Origin of the sequence: Citromicrobium bathyomarinum (genome assembly GCF_021021475.1) — a bacterium.
Classification (GTDB): domain Bacteria; phylum Pseudomonadota; class Alphaproteobacteria; order Sphingomonadales; family Sphingomonadaceae; genus Alteriqipengyuania; species Alteriqipengyuania bathyomarina.
In genome coordinates this window covers 1,218,507-1,236,663 of the sequence record NZ_JAINWL010000001.1, presented here as the reverse complement: position 1 = coordinate 1,236,663, position 18,157 = coordinate 1,218,507, and the positions used below count along the sequence as shown (strand labels likewise).

15 protein-coding genes are annotated in these 18,157 nt (G+C 66.2%); 10 read left to right on the top strand and 5 right to left on the bottom strand.

Going from position 1 to position 18,157, the window contains the following annotated elements; all coding sequences use genetic code 11:
- Positions 1-12: 12 nt before the first annotated feature.
- A complete protein-coding gene (rpoN, locus tag K7H93_RS06200) occupies positions 13-1,509 on the bottom strand; it encodes an RNA polymerase factor sigma-54 (protein ID WP_230782930.1) in 1,497 nt (498 codons plus the stop codon).
- A 111-nt stretch (positions 1,510-1,620) separates the two neighbouring features.
- Positions 1,621-2,418 carry an LPS export ABC transporter ATP-binding protein gene (gene lptB / locus K7H93_RS06195; protein ID WP_230782929.1) on the bottom strand — a complete coding sequence of 266 codons (798 nt, stop codon included), beginning with the start codon at positions 2,416-2,418 and terminating at the stop codon, positions 1,621-1,623.
- 135 nt (positions 2,419-2,553) lie between these two features.
- On the opposite strand from lptB, the gene K7H93_RS06190 reads away from it, so the two are divergent.
- The 3 genes from K7H93_RS06190 to K7H93_RS06180 all read left to right on the top strand — a co-directional run bounded on the left by K7H93_RS06190 (position 2,554) and on the right by K7H93_RS06180 (position 5,130).
- Positions 2,554-2,916, top strand: coding sequence for a hypothetical protein (locus K7H93_RS06190; protein WP_010233046.1), 363 nt, complete (start codon positions 2,554-2,556; stop codon positions 2,914-2,916).
- 40 nt (positions 2,917-2,956) lie between these two features.
- Positions 2,957-4,354 (top strand): mechanosensitive ion channel domain-containing protein, encoded by a 1,398-nt coding sequence (locus K7H93_RS06185; protein WP_230782928.1) that lies wholly within the window; start codon positions 2,957-2,959, stop codon positions 4,352-4,354.
- Between the two features lie 290 nt (positions 4,355-4,644).
- A complete protein-coding gene (locus tag K7H93_RS06180) occupies positions 4,645-5,130 on the top strand; it encodes an SAM-dependent methyltransferase (protein WP_230782927.1) in 486 nt (161 codons plus the stop codon).
- Between the two features lie 393 nt (positions 5,131-5,523).
- On the opposite strand, the gene ppa is transcribed toward K7H93_RS06180, so the two are convergent.
- A complete protein-coding gene (gene ppa / locus K7H93_RS06175; RefSeq protein ID WP_230782926.1) occupies positions 5,524-6,051 on the bottom strand; it encodes an inorganic diphosphatase in 528 nt (175 codons plus the stop codon).
- Positions 6,052-6,197: 146 nt separating this feature from the next.
- Complete coding sequence (locus tag K7H93_RS06170) at positions 6,198-8,150, bottom strand: M61 family metallopeptidase (protein ID WP_230782925.1); 1,953 nt, start codon at positions 8,148-8,150, stop codon at positions 6,198-6,200.
- A 104-nt stretch (positions 8,151-8,254) separates the two neighbouring features.
- Between K7H93_RS06170 and hisS the strand changes: the two genes are divergently transcribed.
- The 7 genes from hisS (at position 8,255) to K7H93_RS06135 (ending at position 16,976) form a co-directional block, all read left to right on the top strand.
- A complete protein-coding gene (gene hisS / locus K7H93_RS06165) occupies positions 8,255-9,514 on the top strand; it encodes a histidine--tRNA ligase (RefSeq protein WP_230782924.1) in 1,260 nt (419 codons plus the stop codon).
- A 373-nt stretch (positions 9,515-9,887) separates the two neighbouring features.
- Positions 9,888-10,955 (top strand): peptide chain release factor 1, encoded by a 1,068-nt coding sequence (gene prfA / locus K7H93_RS06160; protein ID WP_230782923.1) that lies wholly within the window; start codon positions 9,888-9,890, stop codon positions 10,953-10,955.
- The gene (gene prmC / locus K7H93_RS06155; protein WP_230782922.1) at positions 10,948-11,826 is read left to right on the top strand and encodes a peptide chain release factor N(5)-glutamine methyltransferase; all 879 of its coding nucleotides are present in this window, start codon (positions 10,948-10,950) and stop codon (positions 11,824-11,826) included. The genes prfA and prmC overlap by 8 nt, the downstream gene beginning before the upstream one ends.
- A 197-nt stretch (positions 11,827-12,023) precedes the next feature.
- Positions 12,024-12,803 (top strand): DUF4167 domain-containing protein, encoded by a 780-nt coding sequence (locus K7H93_RS06150; RefSeq protein ID WP_230782921.1) that lies wholly within the window; start codon positions 12,024-12,026, stop codon positions 12,801-12,803.
- 90 nt (positions 12,804-12,893) lie between these two features.
- A complete protein-coding gene (gene lnt, locus K7H93_RS06145; RefSeq protein ID WP_230782920.1) occupies positions 12,894-14,468 on the top strand; it encodes an apolipoprotein N-acyltransferase in 1,575 nt (524 codons plus the stop codon).
- Positions 14,469-14,518: 50 nt separating this feature from the next.
- Positions 14,519-15,739: a methionine adenosyltransferase gene (metK, locus tag K7H93_RS06140; protein ID WP_010233069.1), complete on the top strand. Its 1,221-nt coding sequence runs from the start codon at positions 14,519-14,521 to the stop codon at positions 15,737-15,739.
- Between the two features lie 4 nt (positions 15,740-15,743).
- Positions 15,744-16,976 carry a DUF418 domain-containing protein gene (locus K7H93_RS06135; RefSeq protein WP_230782919.1) on the top strand — a complete coding sequence of 411 codons (1,233 nt, stop codon included), beginning with the start codon at positions 15,744-15,746 and terminating at the stop codon, positions 16,974-16,976.
- On the opposite strand, the gene K7H93_RS06130 is transcribed toward K7H93_RS06135, so the two are convergent.
- Positions 16,973-18,127: a CaiB/BaiF CoA transferase family protein gene (locus K7H93_RS06130; RefSeq protein ID WP_230782918.1), complete on the bottom strand. Its 1,155-nt coding sequence runs from the start codon at positions 18,125-18,127 to the stop codon at positions 16,973-16,975. The genes K7H93_RS06135 and K7H93_RS06130 overlap by 4 nt on opposite strands.
- Positions 18,128-18,157: the final 30 nt, after the last annotated feature.

Below are 18,157 nucleotides of genomic sequence, written 5' to 3'. Positions count from 1 at the left end.
GGCGGTCTGCGCCTAGCCGATCGCCGCCAGCTTCTTCGCCCGGCGTCGTTCCACGCTGGAGCCGATCCCCATCGCCTCGCGATATTTGGCGACCGTGCGCCGCGCGATGTCGAAGCCCTCGGCCTTGAGCAGGGTCACCAGCTTGTCGTCGGAGAGGATTGCCTTCGCATCCTCGGCGTCGGTCAGCGCCTTGATCCGCGCCTTGACCGCCGCCGCGCTCGCGCCTTCGCCGTCCTCGCCGCCGCCCACGCCGCTGGTGAAGAAGTACTTGAGGTCGAAGGTGCCGCGCGGGCAGTGGAGGAACTTGTTGCTGGTCACCCGGCTGACCGTGCTTTCGTGCATCTCGATCTTCTCGGCGATTTGCCTCAGCGTCAACGGGCGCAGATGGCTGACGCCGTGGCGGAAAAATCCCTCCTGCTGGGTGACGATCTCGCTCGCCACGGCAAGGATGGTCTTCTGCCGCTGGTCCAGCGCGCGGATCAGCCAGCGCGCATCCTCCAGCCGATCCTTCAGCCACGCGCGGCTGGAGCGGTCGCGGCAGCCGTCGCGAAGCTCGACCAGATAGGGGCGGTTGACCACCAGCCGCGGCAGGGTCGCCTCGTTCAGCGCGATTCGCCAGCCGCCGTCATGAGCGGGCGCGATCAGGATGTCGGGCACCACCGGGCTGCCCCCATGTTCGCCGAAGGTCAGCCCGGGGCGTGGATCGTAGCTGCGCAATTCGGCGAGCATTTCGGCAAAGTCCTCCGCATCGACCTCGCACAGCTTATGCAGGCGGGCGACCTCGCCGCGCGCCACCAGTTCCAGATTGTCGATCAGCCGCGCCATGCACGGATCGTAGCGATCCGCCTCGCGCGCCTGGATCGCGAGACATTCGGCCAGATTGCGCGCGCCGACCCCTGCGGGATCGAGCGACTGGACGAGTTGCAGTGCGCGCTCCGCTTCGGCGAGCGGAATGTCCAGCGTATCGGCGACCTCGCGCAGCGGCTCGGTGAGGTAACCTGCTTCGTCGAGCCGTTCGATCAGCGCGCGGGCGATGAATATCTCGCGGTCGTCACGCCCGGCGGCGCCGACCTGCGCATGGAGATATTCGGACAGCGACAGCGCGGTGCCGCCGTGGCTGTCGACGGAGAAACCGTCATCCTCGCCGCCGAAGCCCTCCGCTGCACCCCAGCTGCCGTCGCCCGTGTCGCGGTCGATCTCCATCTCGGCGGCAGAAAGGTCGGTCGGCGCGTCGCTCTCGGCAGCGCCCTCCGCGATCAGCGCATCCGCGTCGCGTTCCTCGCGCGGGGTTTCGGGCGTGTCGCCGTTGCCATCCTCGTCACGCTGGCCGGCATCGCCGCGCGCAGGAATTTCGCCCATTTCGAGCAACGGGTTGGCCTCCAGCGCATCGCCGATAAACGCTTCGATCTCGAGATTGGACAGCGTCAGCAGCTTGATCGCCTGCTGCAGCTGCGGCGTCATCACCAGCGATTGCGACTGGCGCAGGTCGAGGCGCGGAGCGAGTGACATCAGGTTTGGCGTCCATCCGGGTTCGACTTGCGCCGACCCTTGCACCCGGCTGGTGCCGCCCCGGCGGACCCGAGTTTTCCATGCGCGATCACGTTTCGGACCGCCGGAAAATCACAAGGTAAAATTCTCGCCAAGGTAGAGCCTGCGCACGTTCTCGTCTGCGACCAGATCTTGCGGAGTGCCCGCGAACAGAACCTGGCCTCCGTAGATGATACAGGCGCGGTCTACGATATCGAGCGTTTCGCGAACGTTATGATCGGTAATCAGGACGCCGATGCCGCGCTTCTTGAGGTCGATCACCAGATCGCGGATGTCGCTGATCGAGAGCGGATCGATCCCCGCGAAAGGTTCGTCGAGCAGCATGATCGACGGGTTCGCCGCCAGCGCGCGGGCGATCTCGCACCGCCGCCGTTCACCACCCGAAAGCGCCATCGCGGGCGCATTGCGCAGCTTGGTCAGGCCGAATTCGTCGAGCAGCCGCTCCAGCCCGTCGCGCTGCGCCTGCCGGTCGGGTTCCGCCAGTTCGAGCACGGTGGCGATGTTCTGTTCCACGGTCAGGCCGCGGAAAATGCTGGTTTCCTGCGGCAGATAGCCCAGGCCCAGGATCGCGCGCCGGTACATCGGCAGGCCGGTGACATCCTCGCCATCCATCAGGATGCGGCCGCTATCGGGCTTCACCAGCCCCATGATCGAATAGAAGCAGGTCGTCTTGCCCGCGCCGTTGGGGCCGAGCAGGCCGAGCACTTCGCCCTTGCCGACCGACAGCGAAATATCGGTCAGCACCGGGCGCTTGTCGTAGCTCTTGGCGATCGACACGACTTCGAGCCCGCCCTGCGGAATCGGCGGGGCGGCGTTGGCCTCCACTTCGGAAGGATTCTGGACAATGTCGGCGGGATCGATCTCGGCCATAATTCTCTGCCTAGCAGATGGGGCGCGCGGCGAAAGTCGCAATAGGTGAGCGCCTGCCTTGCGCCTCCATGCTTGAGCGCGCGGCCCACTCGCCCTATCGTGCCCGGCACGGGGGCGATCGAGAGGATGCCGCACATGAACACCTGGACCAAGACTGCAGCTGACACGCGGCCCGAGGCCGATTGGCCCGCTGCGATCAGCGACAATATCGCCTGGGCGCTGCTGATCACCACCGCGCTGCTGATCTTCATCACCATGCCCAAGATGAAGCACGCGTTCGACGGGATCACTGTCTACCTGCTGCTGGTCATCATGGTCGGCGCCTTCATCCCTGTGCTGCGATTTTTCGAAAAGCGGTGGACCGATATCGACGACGCAAAGGCGCACGATCCAGCCCTGAAGGGCGCGTTCCGGCGCGATCAGGTGGCGCTGTGGCTGCTGACCGTGGGCGTGCCTATGCTGCTCGCGCTGGGATTCGGCACGGCCTTCCCCGGTTGATGCCCGCACGCGGCCTTGGCCGAGTTGTGCGGGGCTGACCATGCTGCTGCGACTCCTCGCCGCGCTCTGGCTGGCATGTCTCGCCGCGCCCGTAGCCGCGCCCTTGGCCGCCGCGCTGCCGGGTCTGGTGCCCGAACAGGCCGAGCCGCAGCCCACGCCAACCGCCACCGGCGCGCTGTCGGACGAGCGCGATCCGCAGGCCGACAGCCGCATCGCCACTCGCCTGCGCGACATCTATGCCGAGGTCGAGGCGTTCTCCGGCGTCGAGGTCGCGGTGAATCAGGGCGTGGTGCGCCTGACCGGCTCCGCCCCCAGCCAGGAAGCGATCGACGATGCCGGTGCGATCGCCGCGCGCTTCGATGTGGTGACGGTCGAGAACGAGATCGCGCGCGACACCTCGCTGGAGGGGACGGCGGATATCGTCACCGCGCTGATCGACCGGCTGCGCGCCGCGGCGGGCATGCTGCCGCTGATCGGGGTCGCGCTGCTGATCGGGCTGGCGATCCTGCTGGTGGGATATCTGCTCGCCTCGCTCAAGTTCCTCTGGCGGCTCGTCACACCCAACGACTTCCTCGCCGATCTGGTGGCGAGCGCGATCCGCTTCATCGCGATCATCTTCGCCGCGGTCATCGCGCTCGACATCATCGGGGCGACCGCGCTGCTCGGCGCGGTGCTGGGCGGGGCGGGCGTGATCGGCATCGCGCTGGGCTTCGCCATGCGCGACACGGTGGAGAACTACGTCGCCTCGCTGATGCTCTCGCTACGCCAGCCGTTCCGGGCCAATGATCTGGTCCAGATCGACGCGTTCGAGGGGCGCGTCGTCCGCCTGACCAGCCGCGCGACCGTGCTGATGACGCTGGAGGGCAACCACCTGCGCATCCCCAACTCGGCCGTGTTCAAGGCGGTGATCGTCAACTTCACCCGCAATCCGCAGCGCCGCTTCGATTTCACGCTGGGCGTCGACGCGGATGACGACGCGACCGCTGCGGCAGAGCTGGGCCGTACCACGCTGGAGGCCCTGCCCTTCATGCTGGCAGAGCCGGCGCCGGAGGCGCGGATCGTGGAGGTCGGCGATTCGGCCGTGATGATCCGCTTCCTCGGCTGGATCGACCAGCGCGAGACCGACTGGTTCAAGGCGCAGAGCGTCGCGATCCCGGCGGTGAAGACCGCGCTGGAAGATGCCGGCTTCGGCCTGCCCGAACCGATCTACCGCCTGCGCTTCGACCCGCGCTCCGCCAGCGTCCCGTTTGAGAATATTGCGGCGCGGGGTGCCGGGTCCGGTGCCGAGACCACAGCCCCGGGCAAGCCGCGCGCCGCCACCGCCCCGCCACCGACCGACGTCGCGCCGCGCAATGAGATCGACGAAATGGTCGAGGAAGAACGCGACAGCAGCGAACAGAAGCACGACCTGCTCGACCATCGGCGGCCGGTGGAGTGATGGGGCCGCTTCTGGGCTGGCGGACATTTGGGAGGCCAAAATCTAACGGCTGCTTTCGGGGATTTACCCCGATGTCGACGCTGCGTATCATGCTCGCATGACGAACAGAGCCTCGACGTTGGAGATTGTTGGAAACTTGCGCCACTGACGAGTCACGTCAGTGAAGCGCAAATGCAGCCGACCGTGCGAACTGCAGGTCGGAGTGTTTCCTCACATCTTCACGAAAGGCTCAGTCATGAGCACGCTATTTAACTTCTCTTATCGTTCAAATCGCATCGGAGGGTCTTCAGATGGCCTCTGATAATTCCGCGATTATGGATGCTATGCTGGCCCTTCATGGCGCGATGGAGCGACAAGGGCCGGGCGACGATGCTCTTACCCGTCGTTTGCTCGACCGCGTTCCGACACTGCCACCTGAACCGCGGATCGCGGATTTGGGATGCGGAACCGGAGCGTCGGCAATGGTTCTTGCGGAAGCGCTCAACACCCCGGTTGATTGCGTCGATGCCGCTCACGCCTTCATAGCGATCCTCGAGGAACGGGCTAAAGCACGTGGTCTCGATCACCTGATCCGCGGTCATGTCGGCGATATGGCGAAGTATCGCCACGACGACGGTCCTCTCGATCTTCTGTGGTCGGAAGGTGCAGCTTACAACCTGACCTTCGCCGGAGCCCTGTCCGCGTGGCGGCCCGTCTTGCGGACAGGCGGCTATGCGGTAATCTCCGAGCTCACCTGGTTTTGTGAGCACAGACCGCAAAAGGTCGAGGCATTCTAGACCGAGGCATATCCCCAACTCGCAAATGAGGCAGAGAATATCGCCACAGCCCGGGCGAGCGGGTTTGAGGTTATATTCACCGAACGCCTGCCTTCAGAAGCGTGGCACTATGGCTATTATGCGCCATTGAGCGCTCGGGCCGATATCCTTTCCAAGAACGCCACGGACGCAATGCGCATCGTGATCGAGGAGACCCGTCGCGAGATCGCCCTGTTCGAGGAGGCCGACAATTCTCTTGGCTACACGTTCTACGGCTTGAAGGCCTCGCAGATCTTTAGGCGGCCGGGCTTTCGGCCCGGCCGCTGTTTAGAGGGTGGAGCATCGATGCGGACATCGGGCAGGAGAGCCTGCGTTGTCCGACCGCGAGTCGAAGGCGAACGTCCGCCCTGTCGCTTAGCCCTTCGCGCGCTCGATCGCCTCGATCACGATCTGCTTGGCTTCCGCCGCATCGCCCCACTTGCCGACACGGACCCACTTGTCCTTCTCCAGATCCTTGTAGTGGGTGAAGAAGTGCTCGATCTGCTGGAAGATGATGCTCGGCAGGTCCTTCGTCTCGGCGACGTCCGAGTAATAGGGGAAGGTTGTGTCGATCGGCACGCAGATCAGCTTTTCGTCGCCGCCATGCTCGTCTTCGAGGTTGAGCACGCCGATCGGGCGCGCACGCACCACGCAGCCCGCGATGAAGGGCGAGCGGGCGATAACCAGCGCGTCCAGCGGGTCGCCGTCGGGCGACAGCGTGTGCGGCACGAAGCCGTAATTCGCGGGGTAGCGCATCGGCGTGTGGAGGATACGATCGACGAACAGCGCGCCCGATTCCTTGTCGAACTCGTACTTCACGGGCTCGCCGCCGGTCGGCACTTCGATGATGACGTTGAGGCTTTCGGGCGGATTGTCGCCGGTCGGGATCTTGTCGATGCGCATTGTTACTCTCTGTTCGCTCTCGCCATCGGCAGGGTGCGCAGGCACCCGCGCGATCGGGCTGGAAGGATGCCCGCGACCTAGTGGAGCCGCCCGCAAGCCGCAACGCGTTTTGTGCACTGCGGGAGGGTTGGCGACGATTGTGCCGGTCAGCCGCCCGCGCGCGGCTCCAGGAAGCGGTCGAGCGGCTGTTCGCCATCGCCCGCCGGTTCGAGCCACGGATAGCGCAGGCCGCCGTGGTAATCGATCGCCACCGTGCGGTAGATGTCGCCGCGTTTGACCAGCAGTTCGATCGGCTGGTCCGTATCCTTCGCGGCGGTGATCGCCTCTTCGATCGTGTCGCCCGAATAGGCGATGCCGTTCACCGCGACGATGGTGTTGCCGTTGACGATCCCCGCATCGAAGGCCGGCCCGTCCCACAGCGTGCCCGTGACCGTGCCGTCGGTGCCGAGGTTCACGCCGAGCGAGTAGAACAGGTTGAGATACTTGCCGTTGCCCATCCGGCCCTTGTCGTAGCTGTTGGGCTCGTCCTTCCAGACCAGCTGGTAGCCGCCCATTTCGATGCCGCGCAGCGGGGCGGGCTGGTTCGGTTCGAGCAGGCGGGTGGTCAGGAAATCGGCCCAGTCATAGGGATAGACGCCGTTCAGCGTCGCAACGATCTCGTCGAAATCATAGGTCAGCTGGCCCCAGTCGCCATCGTTCACGCCGAAAAAGGCCTTGGCGAAATCGTCGAGCCCCTTCCTGCCCTTCGTGCCCTGGCGGATGATCTGGTCCGCCTCGATCCAGGTCAGCGCGCCCTCGACGTAATAGTCTTCGCTGCGCGAGAGCGAGGAATACGGGATCGGGCGGCGCGAGTTGATGATCGGATCATTGGTCGTGTCGGCGACCGAGCGGAACGCGCGGCCCGGCTGCCCTTCGGAATAATTCGCCGCATAGGTAGCAAAGGCATCGAGGAAGGTCTGCCTGGTCTGCAGCCCGCTGCGCGCGGCGAGCACCCACCCCCACAGCTGGGTCTGGCCTTCGTAGAGCCACAGCAGCGAATCCTGCATCGGGGTGCGGTAATCGGGGGTCCACAGGTCCGCCGGGCGGCGATACTTGCCGTTCCAGCTGTGCACCAGCTCGTGGCTGACCACGTTGTGGTCCCAGTCCATCTCGTCCCAGTCGATCAGCGCGGTCGGCTCGTACTGGTTTTCCGCCGAGCGCTGGTGCTCCAGCCCGATCCCGCCCATCCGGTCGGTAAGCGCGAGGAGGATGTCGTAGTGGTCGAAATGGCGCGCACCGAACAGCGCGTCCGCCTCGTCGATCAGCCGTTCGAAGCGGGCGAGGTTTTCGGGCGCGAGGTCGAGATATTTGGGCTTGTCCGCCACCGCATCCAGCCACACGTTTTCGCCCACTTCCCAGCGTTCGGCATATTTGCCCGCGAAGATCGGTGAATCGACCAGCGTTTCGTAATCGACCGTCTGCCAGGTGACGGTGTCGTTCTCGCGCGTCTTGCCATCCAGCGCGGTGAAGACCTGCCAGCCCGCAGGAACCTTGACCGTCGGCTTCACCGCGATCCGTCGCACGTAATGCCCGGCGGGATAGAAGCTCATCTTCTCCCACTGCAGGTTGAGCATTTCCTGCGTCATCGTGATCCGCCCCTCGCTGCCGGTGATCGGCGAGGTGTGGACGAACTGCGCGGTCACCGCGTTGGTCTCCTCAGGCAGGTCGACGATCAGCTCGTACACGTCCAGCGGGTTGCGCTTCCATTCCAGCACCTTGCCGCCCGCGGTGAAGCGGATGCCGCTGATCAGGTTGATCGGCCCGCGCGCCGCGTGATTGCCGGGCAGCCATTCGGGGAACAGCAGGCGCAGCTCGCGCATGTCGGCGGTGACCGGGATGGTCTGCGTCACGCGGTACACGCCGCGCGCCGTATCTGTCGCATCGATATCCAGCGCGATCGTCCCGCCCGGCCACGGCGTATCGGCGGGCAGCGGGGTCGCGTCGTCCAGCTGCGCCTGCTCCGGCGCGGTGTTGCCCGCGGGGCGGATGTCGCCCTGCGCAAGGGCCGGGGTGGCCAGCAGGAGAGGGAGGAGGGCGGCGCTGAGGGCGGGATGCTTCATGGACGGGGTTCATGCGGGCAATCGCGCGCGCATGCAATAATGTATCCTGCTTTCGTTTGGCCCGCTTTCGTTTAGGTGCCGCGCACGCTAAGCGCTCGCCCATCATGGCAAAGACAAAGACACCGCAGGCAATCCGCGGCACGCAGGACATTTTCGGGGCCGAGGCGGAAAGCTTCGCCTTCGTGGTCGAAACCTTCGAACGGGTGCGCAAGCTCTACCGCTTCCGCCGCGCGGAAATGCCCGTCTTCGAAAAGACCGAGGTTTTCGCCCGCTCAATCGGCGAGACCACGGACATCGTGTCCAAGGAAATGTACAGCTTCGAGGATCGCGGCGGGGAATCGCTGACGCTGCGGCCCGAATTCACCGCAGGAATCGCGCGCGCGTACCTCACCAACGGCTGGCAACAGCACGCGCCGGTCAAGCTGGCCACGCACGGCCCGCTGTTCCGTTACGAGCGCCCGCAGAAGGGCCGCTACCGCCAGTTCCACCAGATCGACGCCGAGATCATCGGCGCGGCGGAGCCCCAAGCGGACGTCGAGCTGCTCGCGATGGCCGACCAGGTGATCCGCGAACTCGGGATCGAGGGTGTGACGCTGCATCTCAACACCTTGGGCGACGGCGATTCTCGCGAGGCATGGCGTGCCGCGCTGGTCGAGCACTTCCGTAGCGTGAAGGACGAGTTGAGCGAGGAATCGCAGGAGCGGCTGGAGAAGAACCCGTTGCGGATTCTCGACAGCAAGGATCGCCGCGACCAGCGCTTCGTGGCCGACGCGCCGAAGATCGACGACTTCCTGACCGACGAGGCGCGTGGCTTTTTCGATGCGGTGACCAGCGGGCTGGATGCGGCGGGCGTGAAGTGGGTGCGTGCCGAGAGCCTCGTGCGCGGGCTCGACTATTATCGCCACACGGCGTTCGAGTTCATTCCCGACGAGGGCTCTGCCGCAGCCGACGCACTGGGTTCGCAAAGCACGATCTTGGGCGGTGGGCGCTATGATGGGCTGATCGAGAGTCTTGGCGGACCGGCCACGCCTGCGGTCGGCTGGGCCGCGGGGATCGAGCGGCTGGCTATGCTGGTGGGCGAGAAGGAAGCGAACGCGGCCGATGTGATGGTGGTTGCGGAATCCGATGACGTGATTCCCACGGCCATCCGCGCGCTTGCTCGCTTTCGCGAACTCGGGTTCTCGGCGGACCTGATCGCGATTGGATCGCCCAAGAAGCGGTTCGACAAGGCCGTGAAGACGCCTGCCTCGGCCATCGTGAGCCTGCGTGACGGGGCCGAAGGAACGACCTCCAATTTTCGGGGCGACAACCCGCGTGCGGCACAGGTGCAGGCAGCATGGGATGCCATGCGGCACGACCTGTAGGTTCTGCGTCACCCCGAACTTGTTTCGGGGTCCAGTCCTCCTCCCGCCGCGGGCTTGCAAATGGAAAGCTGGATGCTGAAACGAGTTCAGCATGACGGAGAGACAGGCGGTGTTCGCGCCCCTCCCCGTCACCCCCGCGAAGGCGGGGGTCCCGCTTCTTCCGCCCATGCGTCAAAGAAAGCGGGATTCCCGCCTTCGCGGGAATGACGGTGTGGGGACGGCTTTCCTACTCCATCCTTCCCGCGCTAATGCGCCTTGCATGATCGCCCACGCACCCGACATTCACCTGCCGAAATAGCCCCCTCGCGCAGGACCCACTTTCTAACCCCTGGACTGTGTGTCAGGTGTGTCAGAAACCCTACCGGAACGACCATTGACCATCCCTCCCGAACGCCTCGACCAGATCGCCAACCGCTTCGCAGAGATCGAGGCGCGGATGGCCTCGGGCCAGCTGGAGGGCGAGGAATTCGTCCAGGCGAGCCGCGACTATGCCGAGCTGGAGCCGGTCGCGAAGTTGGCGCTGGAGCTTAAGGCCGCGCGCGAGGAAGTCGCGGGGCTGGAGGAGATGCTCGCCGACCCCGAGATGCGCGGCATGGCGGAAGAGGAGCTGGAGGCGCTCAATCAGCGCATTCCCGAGCTCGAACAACAGCTCGCCGTCGCCATGCTCCCGCGCGACTCCGCCGATGCCAAGCCCGCGATGCTGGAAATCCGTGCGGGCACGGGCGGCGACGAGGCGGCGCTGTTCGCGGGCGACCTCTATCGCATGTACGAACGCTTCGCGGGCGAGCAGGGCTGGAAGGTCGAGCCGGTCAGCATGAGCGCGTCCGAAGTCGGCGGGTTCAAGGAAATCGTCGCCCACGTCACTGGCACCGGCGTGTTCGCCAAATTGAAGTTCGAAAGCGGTGTGCACCGCGTGCAGCGTGTGCCCGAGACCGAGAGCGGCGGGCGCATTCATACCTCGGCGGCGACCGTGGCGGTGCTGCCCGAACCCGACGAGGTCGATGTGCAGATCGACGCGGGCGACCTCAAGATCGACACCTATCGCGCGTCGGGCGCGGGCGGGCAGCACGTCAACACGACCGATTCGGCGATCCGCATCACCCACCTGCCCACTGGGCTGGTGGTCACCTGCCAGGACGGGCGGAGCCAGCACAAGAACCGCGAACAGGCGATGCAGGTGCTGCGCGCGCGCCTCTACGAACAGCAGCGCGACGCCGCGCAGGGGGCCGAGGCAGAGGCGCGCAAGGCGATGGTCGGCTCCGGCGACCGCTCCGAACGCATCCGCACCTACAACTATCCGCAGGGCCGCGTGACCGACCACCGCATCGGCCTGACGCTCCAGAAGCTGCCCCAGATCATCGCCGGGCCGGGGCTGGGCGAACTGGTCGACGCGCTGATCGCCGAGGACGAGGCCAAGCGGCTCGCGGCGATGAATGAGTGATGCGGTCAACCTGAAGGGCAGTGTCGGCGAGGTCATTCGCGAAGCGGCGAGCCTGCTCGACGTCGCATGGGCGCGGATCGATGCCGAGCTGCTGATGGCGCACGCGCTGGGCGTCTCGCGATCGACCATGCTGCTGCAGCATATGCGCGATCCCGTGCCCGATGCCTTCGCCCCGCTGTTCAAGCGGCGGCTGGCGCACGAGCCGGTCGCCTACATCACCGGCAGCGCCGAGTTCTACGGCCTGGAGCTGAAGGTCACGCCCGCCGTGCTGATCCCGCGCGGGGATAGCGAGACGCTGATCGACGCCGCGCAGGAGCACTTCGCGACCCGCGCACCGCCACAGCGCATTCTCGACCTCGGCACCGGGTCGGGCGCGCTGCTGCTGGCGGCACTGTCGCAGTGGTCCGAGGCGGAAGGCGTTGCTCTCGATGCCTCGATGCCCGCGCTGCGCGTGGCGCAATGCAATGCACGCAAGCTGGGGCTGGCGGATCGCGCCGGGTTCCTGCGGCGCAGCTGGCGCCGGGATGGCTGGCAGCGCGATCTGGGCAGGTTCGATCTGGTCCTGTGCAATCCGCCCTATGTCGAGGATGACGCGTCGCTCGACCCGTGCGTGCGCGATCACGAGCCGGGATCGGCGCTGTTTGCGGGGCCCGAAGGCCTCGACGATTACCGAATCCTGCTCCCGCAAATCGCGCCCTTGTTGACTCCCGATGGCATCGCCATCTTCGAAATCGGCAGTACGCAGCACGACGCCGTGGCCGTGCTCGCGCAAAATCAAGGGCTTGAAAGCGCGCTGCGCCGGGACCTCAGCGGTCACCCGCGCGCAATGATTATGTCGCAAGGGGTTGGCAAAGGGAAAGCCAACCGGTAAGTCCGGTCTCGACCTGGCAAGAAATGGACGGTTTCTCGCCCGGGTCGCGATCCGACATTTGCGGTGGGACCAGGCTCCTTCAAGGGCTTGCGATCGGCAAGAGTTCGAAGATCATGCTTAGGGACAGGTGGGCCGCGGACCCAGCACAGCTGCGACGCCGCATCTAATTGGCCCGACCACGAGGGAAGACTAATTCCTTGAACAACAACAGTAATCGCAACAACAACAACCGGCGGCGCGGTCGCGGCAATCGCAATCAGGGCGGGGGCGGCAACAGCTCCAACCGGATCGACAGCCGCGCGCGGGGCAATGCACCCCAGCTGCTGGACAAGTACAAGAAGCTCGCGCAGGACGCCCAGCACAATGGCGACCGCGTGCAGACCGAGTACTATCTGCAGTTTGCGGACCACTATTTCCGCGTCATCGCCGACAACAAGGCCCGCCAGGATGAACAGCGCGCCAAGCGCGACACCGGGCGCGACCGTGCGAACGACGATACCGACGAAGACGACGATGACGATCGTGGCAACGACAACCGCAGCAGCGGCAATCGTGGCGACGACAATCGCAACGACGAACGGCGCAAGCCCAAGAAGGGCAACCGCAGCGAACGCCAGCGCGGCCGCGATCGCTCCGACGATGACGACACGTCGTTCGATGCCGATTCCGACGCCAATGATGGCGACGACGAGTTCGAAAGCGACGACAACCCCTTCGTGCGCAAGCGCAGCAGCGAACCGCGCCGCGCCGCGCCGAAGGCACGCAAGACCTCGCGCAAGGCGGACAAGGATAGCGACGACAACAAGGGCGATGACGGCGAAATCGACGCCAACGTCCTGCCGCCAGCCATCGCGGCGGCGACGGCTGGCGACGGTGACGAAGATGCCAAGCCGGCCAAGGCAGCGGCTAAGCCGCGCCGGCGGACCCGCAAAGCGACCGACGATGGTGATGACGAGGCGCTGAGCGCGGTAGGCTGACAGCGCCATGCGTGTGGCCCGACCAATGTGGTCGCGTGGCGCGGTCGGCACTGAGCCGGTGACCCGCCCGGCACGGCGCGGGCAGCTCCCGTGCTGAACCGGGCGCTGCCTTTCGCGCTGGCGCATCCACGCCTGACCGTGCTGGTGCTGGGCGGCATTTCCGCGCTCGGCTTCCCGCCCTTCCACCTGTGGCCTCTCGCGCTGCTGGCGCTGGGCGTGGCAGCGGTGCTGATCCGCTTCAGCCCGACGGTGCGGGGCGCATTCCTGCGCGGATGGCTGTTCGCGCTCGCCCATTTCACCGTCACCAACACGTGGATCGCGACCGCCTTCACCCATCAGGACCGGATGCCCGCCATTCTCGGCTGGCTCGCGGTGCCGCTGCTGTCGACCTTCCTCGCCCTTTACCCCGCAATCGCCTTTGCCGCCGCCTACCGGCTGGCGCGTGGTCGCAGTACGCTGGCCTATGCGCTGGCGCTGGGCGGGGCCTGGGTGCTGACCGAGTGGCTGCGTGCGACCCTGTTCACCGGCTATGCCTGGGGTCCCTTCAGCCTCGCCATGCTCGGCCCGTTCGACCGGCCGGGGCTGGCCGGACTGCTTCCGCTGACCGGCACCTACGCGCTGTCCGGCATCGCGGTGGTGCTGGCCGCGATGCTGGTCGATCAGGTGCTGCGCCGTGAATGGCTGCGCTTCGGGATCGCCGCGGTCCTGCTCGCGGTTGCGATGTACTGGCCCGTGGGGGCTGGGCGCGAGGGTGAGCTCGACTACACTCTGGTCCAGCCCGATCTCGATCAGGACGAGCTGAACGATCCGCGCCAGTACGAGCCGAGCTTCCTCACCCTCGCCGCGCTGTCCGCCCGCCCGCCCGCGAGCGAGCCCGAGCGGCGGCTGGTGCTATGGCCCGAGGGCGTGCTGCCTGACTATCTGCGCGAGGGCTATCCCGAGCGTTTCTACGCCGCGACCACCGCGGGGCGCGACCCCGCTTTCGCGCGAGCCCGGCTCGCCCGTGTGATCGGCGAGGGCGGGCTGCTGCTGACCGGGACGACCGATCTCGAGGTGGACGGCGACACCGTGACGGGGGCCTACAACGTCGTCACCGTGCTGAACGACCAGGGCGAGATCACCGGCAGCTACCGCAAGGCGCATCTGGTGCCCTATGGCGAATATCTGCCGTTTCGCGATGTGCTGGAACCGCTCGGCCTGTCGCGGCTGGTGGCGGGCTCGATCGATTTCCATCCCGGCCCGGGCCCGCAGACGCTCGATCTGGGCGCTTACGGCCGTGCGGGCGTGCAGATCTGCTACGAAATCATCTTCTCCGGCCAGGTGGTCGATCGCGCCAACCGCCCGGACTACATCGTGAACCCTTCGATCGACGGCTGGTTCGGGCCGACCGGGCCGCCGCAGCATCTGGCACAAGCGCGCATGCGCGCGATCGAGGAAGGCCTGCCGGTGCTCCGCTCCACCACCACCGGGATCAGCGGCGTGATCGACGCGCGGGGCGTCGTCCGCCAGCATATGGGAATGGGCGAGCAGGCGCGGATCGAAGGCAAGGTGCCGCCCGCCGGGGCGCCGACGCTGTTCGCGCGGCTGGGCAACTGGCTGGCGCTGATCTGGGCGCTCGCACTCCTCGGCGGCTCCCTAGTTGTCAACCGGCGCAGGCGGGTTTAGGGCGCACATCGAGACTTAAAGAACTCTTTATATCGAGGTAACGCAGACCAATGCGCAGCAGCTATATCTTCACCTCCGAAAGCGTTTCCGAAGGCCATCCGGACAAGGTTTCCGACCAGATTTCGGACGCGATCGTCGATCTGATGCTCAGCAAGGATCCCGAGTCGCGAGTCGCTTGCGAAACGCTCACCACCACGCAGCGTGTCGTGCTCGCGGGGGAGATTCGCTGCACGCCGATGTACGATAATGGCGAGTGGAAGCCGGGTGCCGCCGAAGAGATCGAGCAGGTCGTGCGCGATACGGTGAAGGAAATCGGCTACGAACAGACCGGTTTCCACTGGCAGACGTTCACCTTCGAAAACCACCTGCACGGCCAGTCGAGCGAAATCGCGCAGGGCGTGGACGCCGGCACCGACGGGTCCAACAAGGACGAAGGCGCGGGCGACCAGGGCATCATGTTCGGCTATGCCTGCAACGAGACGCCCGACCTGATGCCTGCGACGCTCGATTACAGCCACAAGATTCTCCAGCGGCTGGCCGACGACCGCAAGTCGGGCACGGCACCGTTCCTCGAACCCGACGCCAAGAGCCAGGTCACGCTGCGCTACGAAAACGGCAAGCCGGTGAAAGCCATGGCGATCGTCGTCTCGACCCAGCACGCCAAGGGTTACGACCAGGGCGACAAGGAAGCCGAGCTGAAGGCCTATGTGAAGAAGGCTGTGGGCGAAGTGCTGCCCGACGGCCTGATCGACGGCGATACGGTGTGGCACATCAACCCGACCGGCGCGTTCGAGATCGGCGGGCCGGACGGTGACGCCGGGCTCACGGGCCGCAAGATCATCGTCGACACCTATGGCGGCGCAGCCCCGCACGGAGGCGGCGCGTTCAGCGGCAAGGACCCGACCAAGGTCGACCGTTCGGCGGCCTACATCACCCGCTATCTGGCGAAGAACGTGGTGGCCGCAGGCCTCGCCACGCATTGCACCATCCAGCTGTCCTACGCGATCGGCGTTTCCGAGCCGCTGTCGGTCTATGTCGACCTGCACGGCACCGGCACCGTCTCGGAAGAGGCGCTGGAAGACGCGATTCGCGGCATGACCAAGCTCGGCGGCCTGACCCCGCGCGGCATCCGCACGCACCTTGGCCTGAACAAGCCGATCTACAAGCAGAGCGCGGCCTATGGCCATTTCGGCCGTACGGCAGCGGGCGACGCCTTCCCGTGGGAGCGCACCGACCTGGTCGACGACCTGAAGGCTGCTGTCGGCAAGTAATCCGGTGGACCGGCGCGGCACCACTCTGACCGCGCCCGGTCCCTCGGAAGAGCGGGTCGTCGCGCTCGATGCGCTGCGCGGCATTGCCGTGGCGGGCATCGCACTGATGAACGTCTATATCTACGCGTTGCCCCCGGCTGCCTATTTCAATCCGGCGGCGGCGGGCAGCGAGAGCGCGCTCGATGCGATTGACTGGGCGCTCAGCTTCCTGCTGGTGGAAGACAAGTTTCGCAGCCTGTTCGCCATGCTGTTCGGCGCAGGAGTCGCGATCCTGATCGAACGTGCGGGAAAGGACCGACGCGGTCACCCGCTGCGCGACCATGCGCTGCGCATGCTGGTGCTGTTCGCGATCGGCGGTGCTCACGCCATCCTGCTTGCGAATAACGACGTGCTGCGGCTCTACGCGATGGCGGGCCTGTTCGTGCCGCTGTTCTTGCGGCTGGATGCGCGCAGGTTGCTGGTCGCGGGCGGCATCCTGATGGTGCTGCACGTGATCGGCGGCACGCTGATTGCGTACCAGTGGCTAACTGCAGAGCCGGGCACCCAGCAGGCGCTGCTGCCCGACTGGGCCTTCGGCGCAAACCCGGATGCGCTCCGCTACGGGCAAATGATCGGTACCGAGAGTTTTGCCGAGAGGTTTGCACGCCGCATCGCCGGGTTCGGCCCGGCGCTGGAGACCCAGGTGCCCGGCATCCCTTCCGCGCTGGGCACAATGTTGGTGGGGGCAGGCCTGTGGCGCAGCGGCCTCCTGCAGGGTAGCTGGCCGCGCGCACGCTGCCTTGCTCTGGCGCGAAAACTCGCGCTGATCGCCCTGCCGCCGCTGGTGCTGCTGATGCTGGTGGATATGTGGACGGGCTTTACCGGCGCGGTGGTCGGTCCGGTCTCGCTCTTCTGGTCGCTGCCCTTCGATCTGCTGCTGGCGATCGCCTATGCCGCGCTGGTGATGGCTCTGTTCGCCGGTCGGGAGAGCGCGCTGCGCCGCGTTCTCGCCGCGACCGGGCGCCTGTCGCTCACCAACTACCTTCTTACCAGCGTGGTGTTCGCGCTGCTGTTCAATTCCTGGGGGCTGGGCCTCTACGGGACAGTGTCGCGCGGCGGAGCCTTTGCGCTCGCTTTCGTGCCGATCGTGCTGATGCTGATCTGGTCGCCGCTCTGGCTGGCGCGTTTCCGACAAGGCCCGTTCGAGTGGCTGTGGCGCGGCATCGCGCGCGGGCGCTTCGGCCAGATCAGGCGCTAGTCGTCCTGCCCTAGCCTGGGCGAAGGCTCGCCCAGCGCCAGCTCGGCGTCGGAGAATTTGAACGGGCTGCGCAGGCCGGTCAGCCGCTCGGCCATGGGGAAGGTCATCCCGCGCGCCTGCACCTGCGGCTCTTCGAACACTTCGGAAACCTCGTAGATCGGCCCTGCGGGCACGCTGGCCTCGCGGCACGCCGCGAGCAGCGCTTCGCGATCCCACGCAGCGGTCTCGGCGGCGATGATCCCGTCGATCTCGGCCCGGTTGGCGATCCGCGCCTCGTTGGTGGCGAAGCGTTCGTCACCCAGCAGATCGTGCCGCTCGAACACCTCCAGCAGCTTGCGGAACAGGCGGTCGTTTGCAGGTGCGAGGACGACCGGCCCGTCCTTGGTTGGGAACACGCCATAGGCGCTCACCTGTGCGTGCATATTGCCCATACGCGGCGGGTTCTCACCGGTGGCGAAGAAGCTCTGCGCCTGATGGGCGAGCAGCGCGACCGAGCAATCGTAGAGCGCCATGTCGATATGCTGGCCCCTCCCCTCCATCGGCCCCGTCCGCGCGCGCATCGCCAGCGCGGCCTGGATCGCGATGGTCGAATAGAGGCCGCAGAACAGGTCCGAAATCGACATGCCGTGCTTCATCGGCTCGCCCTCGGGCTCACCGGTGAGGGCCATGAAGCCGCTCATCGCCTGGATCACGAAGTCGTAGCCCGGCTCGTTGCGGCGCGGCCCGTCCTGCCCGAAGCCGGAGATCGAGCAGTATACAAGAGCGGGATTGGAGGCGGACAGGCTCGCGTAGTCGAGGCCGAACTTGGTCAGCTTGCCGGGCAGAAAATTCTCCAACACCACGTCTGCCTGCGCCGCCAGATCGCGTACCTTCGCAAGATCATCCGTGTCGCGAAAGTCGGCGGTGATGCCACGCTTCCCCCGGTTGCAGCCGTGGTAATAGGCCGCCTCGCGCGCGCCGTCCTCGCGCTCCACGAAAGGCGGGCCCCACAGCCGCGTCCCGTCGCCCTCGGGCGCTTCAACCTTGATCACGTCCGCGCCAAGATCAGCCAGGGTCTGCCCGGCGAAGGGGCCTGCGAGGATGCGCGCGAGTTCGAGCACCTTGAGGCCGGCGAGCGGCGCATTCGGATTGCGGGGTTTATCGAGCCACATGGCCGCTTCGCTGGGCCAGCGCGGTGGCGA

Coding starts and splice junctions, on each gene's coding strand:
- rpoN (WP_230782930.1), bottom strand. CDS start 1,509: ATGTCACTCGCTCCGCGCCTCGACCTGCGCCAGTCGCAATCGCTGGTG.
- lptB (WP_230782929.1), bottom strand. CDS start 2,418: ATGGCCGAGATCGATCCCGCCGACATTGTCCAGAATCCTTCCGAAGTG.
- K7H93_RS06190 (WP_010233046.1), top strand. CDS start 2,554: ATGAACACCTGGACCAAGACTGCAGCTGACACGCGGCCCGAGGCCGAT.
- K7H93_RS06185 (WP_230782928.1), top strand. CDS start 2,957: ATGCTGCTGCGACTCCTCGCCGCGCTCTGGCTGGCATGTCTCGCCGCG.
- K7H93_RS06180 (WP_230782927.1), top strand. CDS start 4,645: ATGGCCTCTGATAATTCCGCGATTATGGATGCTATGCTGGCCCTTCAT.
- ppa (WP_230782926.1), bottom strand. CDS start 6,051: ATGCGCATCGACAAGATCCCGACCGGCGACAATCCGCCCGAAAGCCTC.
- K7H93_RS06170 (WP_230782925.1), bottom strand. CDS start 8,150: ATGAAGCATCCCGCCCTCAGCGCCGCCCTCCTCCCTCTCCTGCTGGCC.
- hisS (WP_230782924.1), top strand. CDS start 8,255: ATGGCAAAGACAAAGACACCGCAGGCAATCCGCGGCACGCAGGACATT.
- prmC (WP_230782922.1), top strand. CDS start 10,948: ATGAGTGATGCGGTCAACCTGAAGGGCAGTGTCGGCGAGGTCATTCGC.
- metK (WP_010233069.1), top strand. CDS start 14,519: ATGCGCAGCAGCTATATCTTCACCTCCGAAAGCGTTTCCGAAGGCCAT.
- K7H93_RS06130 (WP_230782918.1), bottom strand. CDS start 18,127: ATGTGGCTCGATAAACCCCGCAATCCGAATGCGCCGCTCGCCGGCCTC.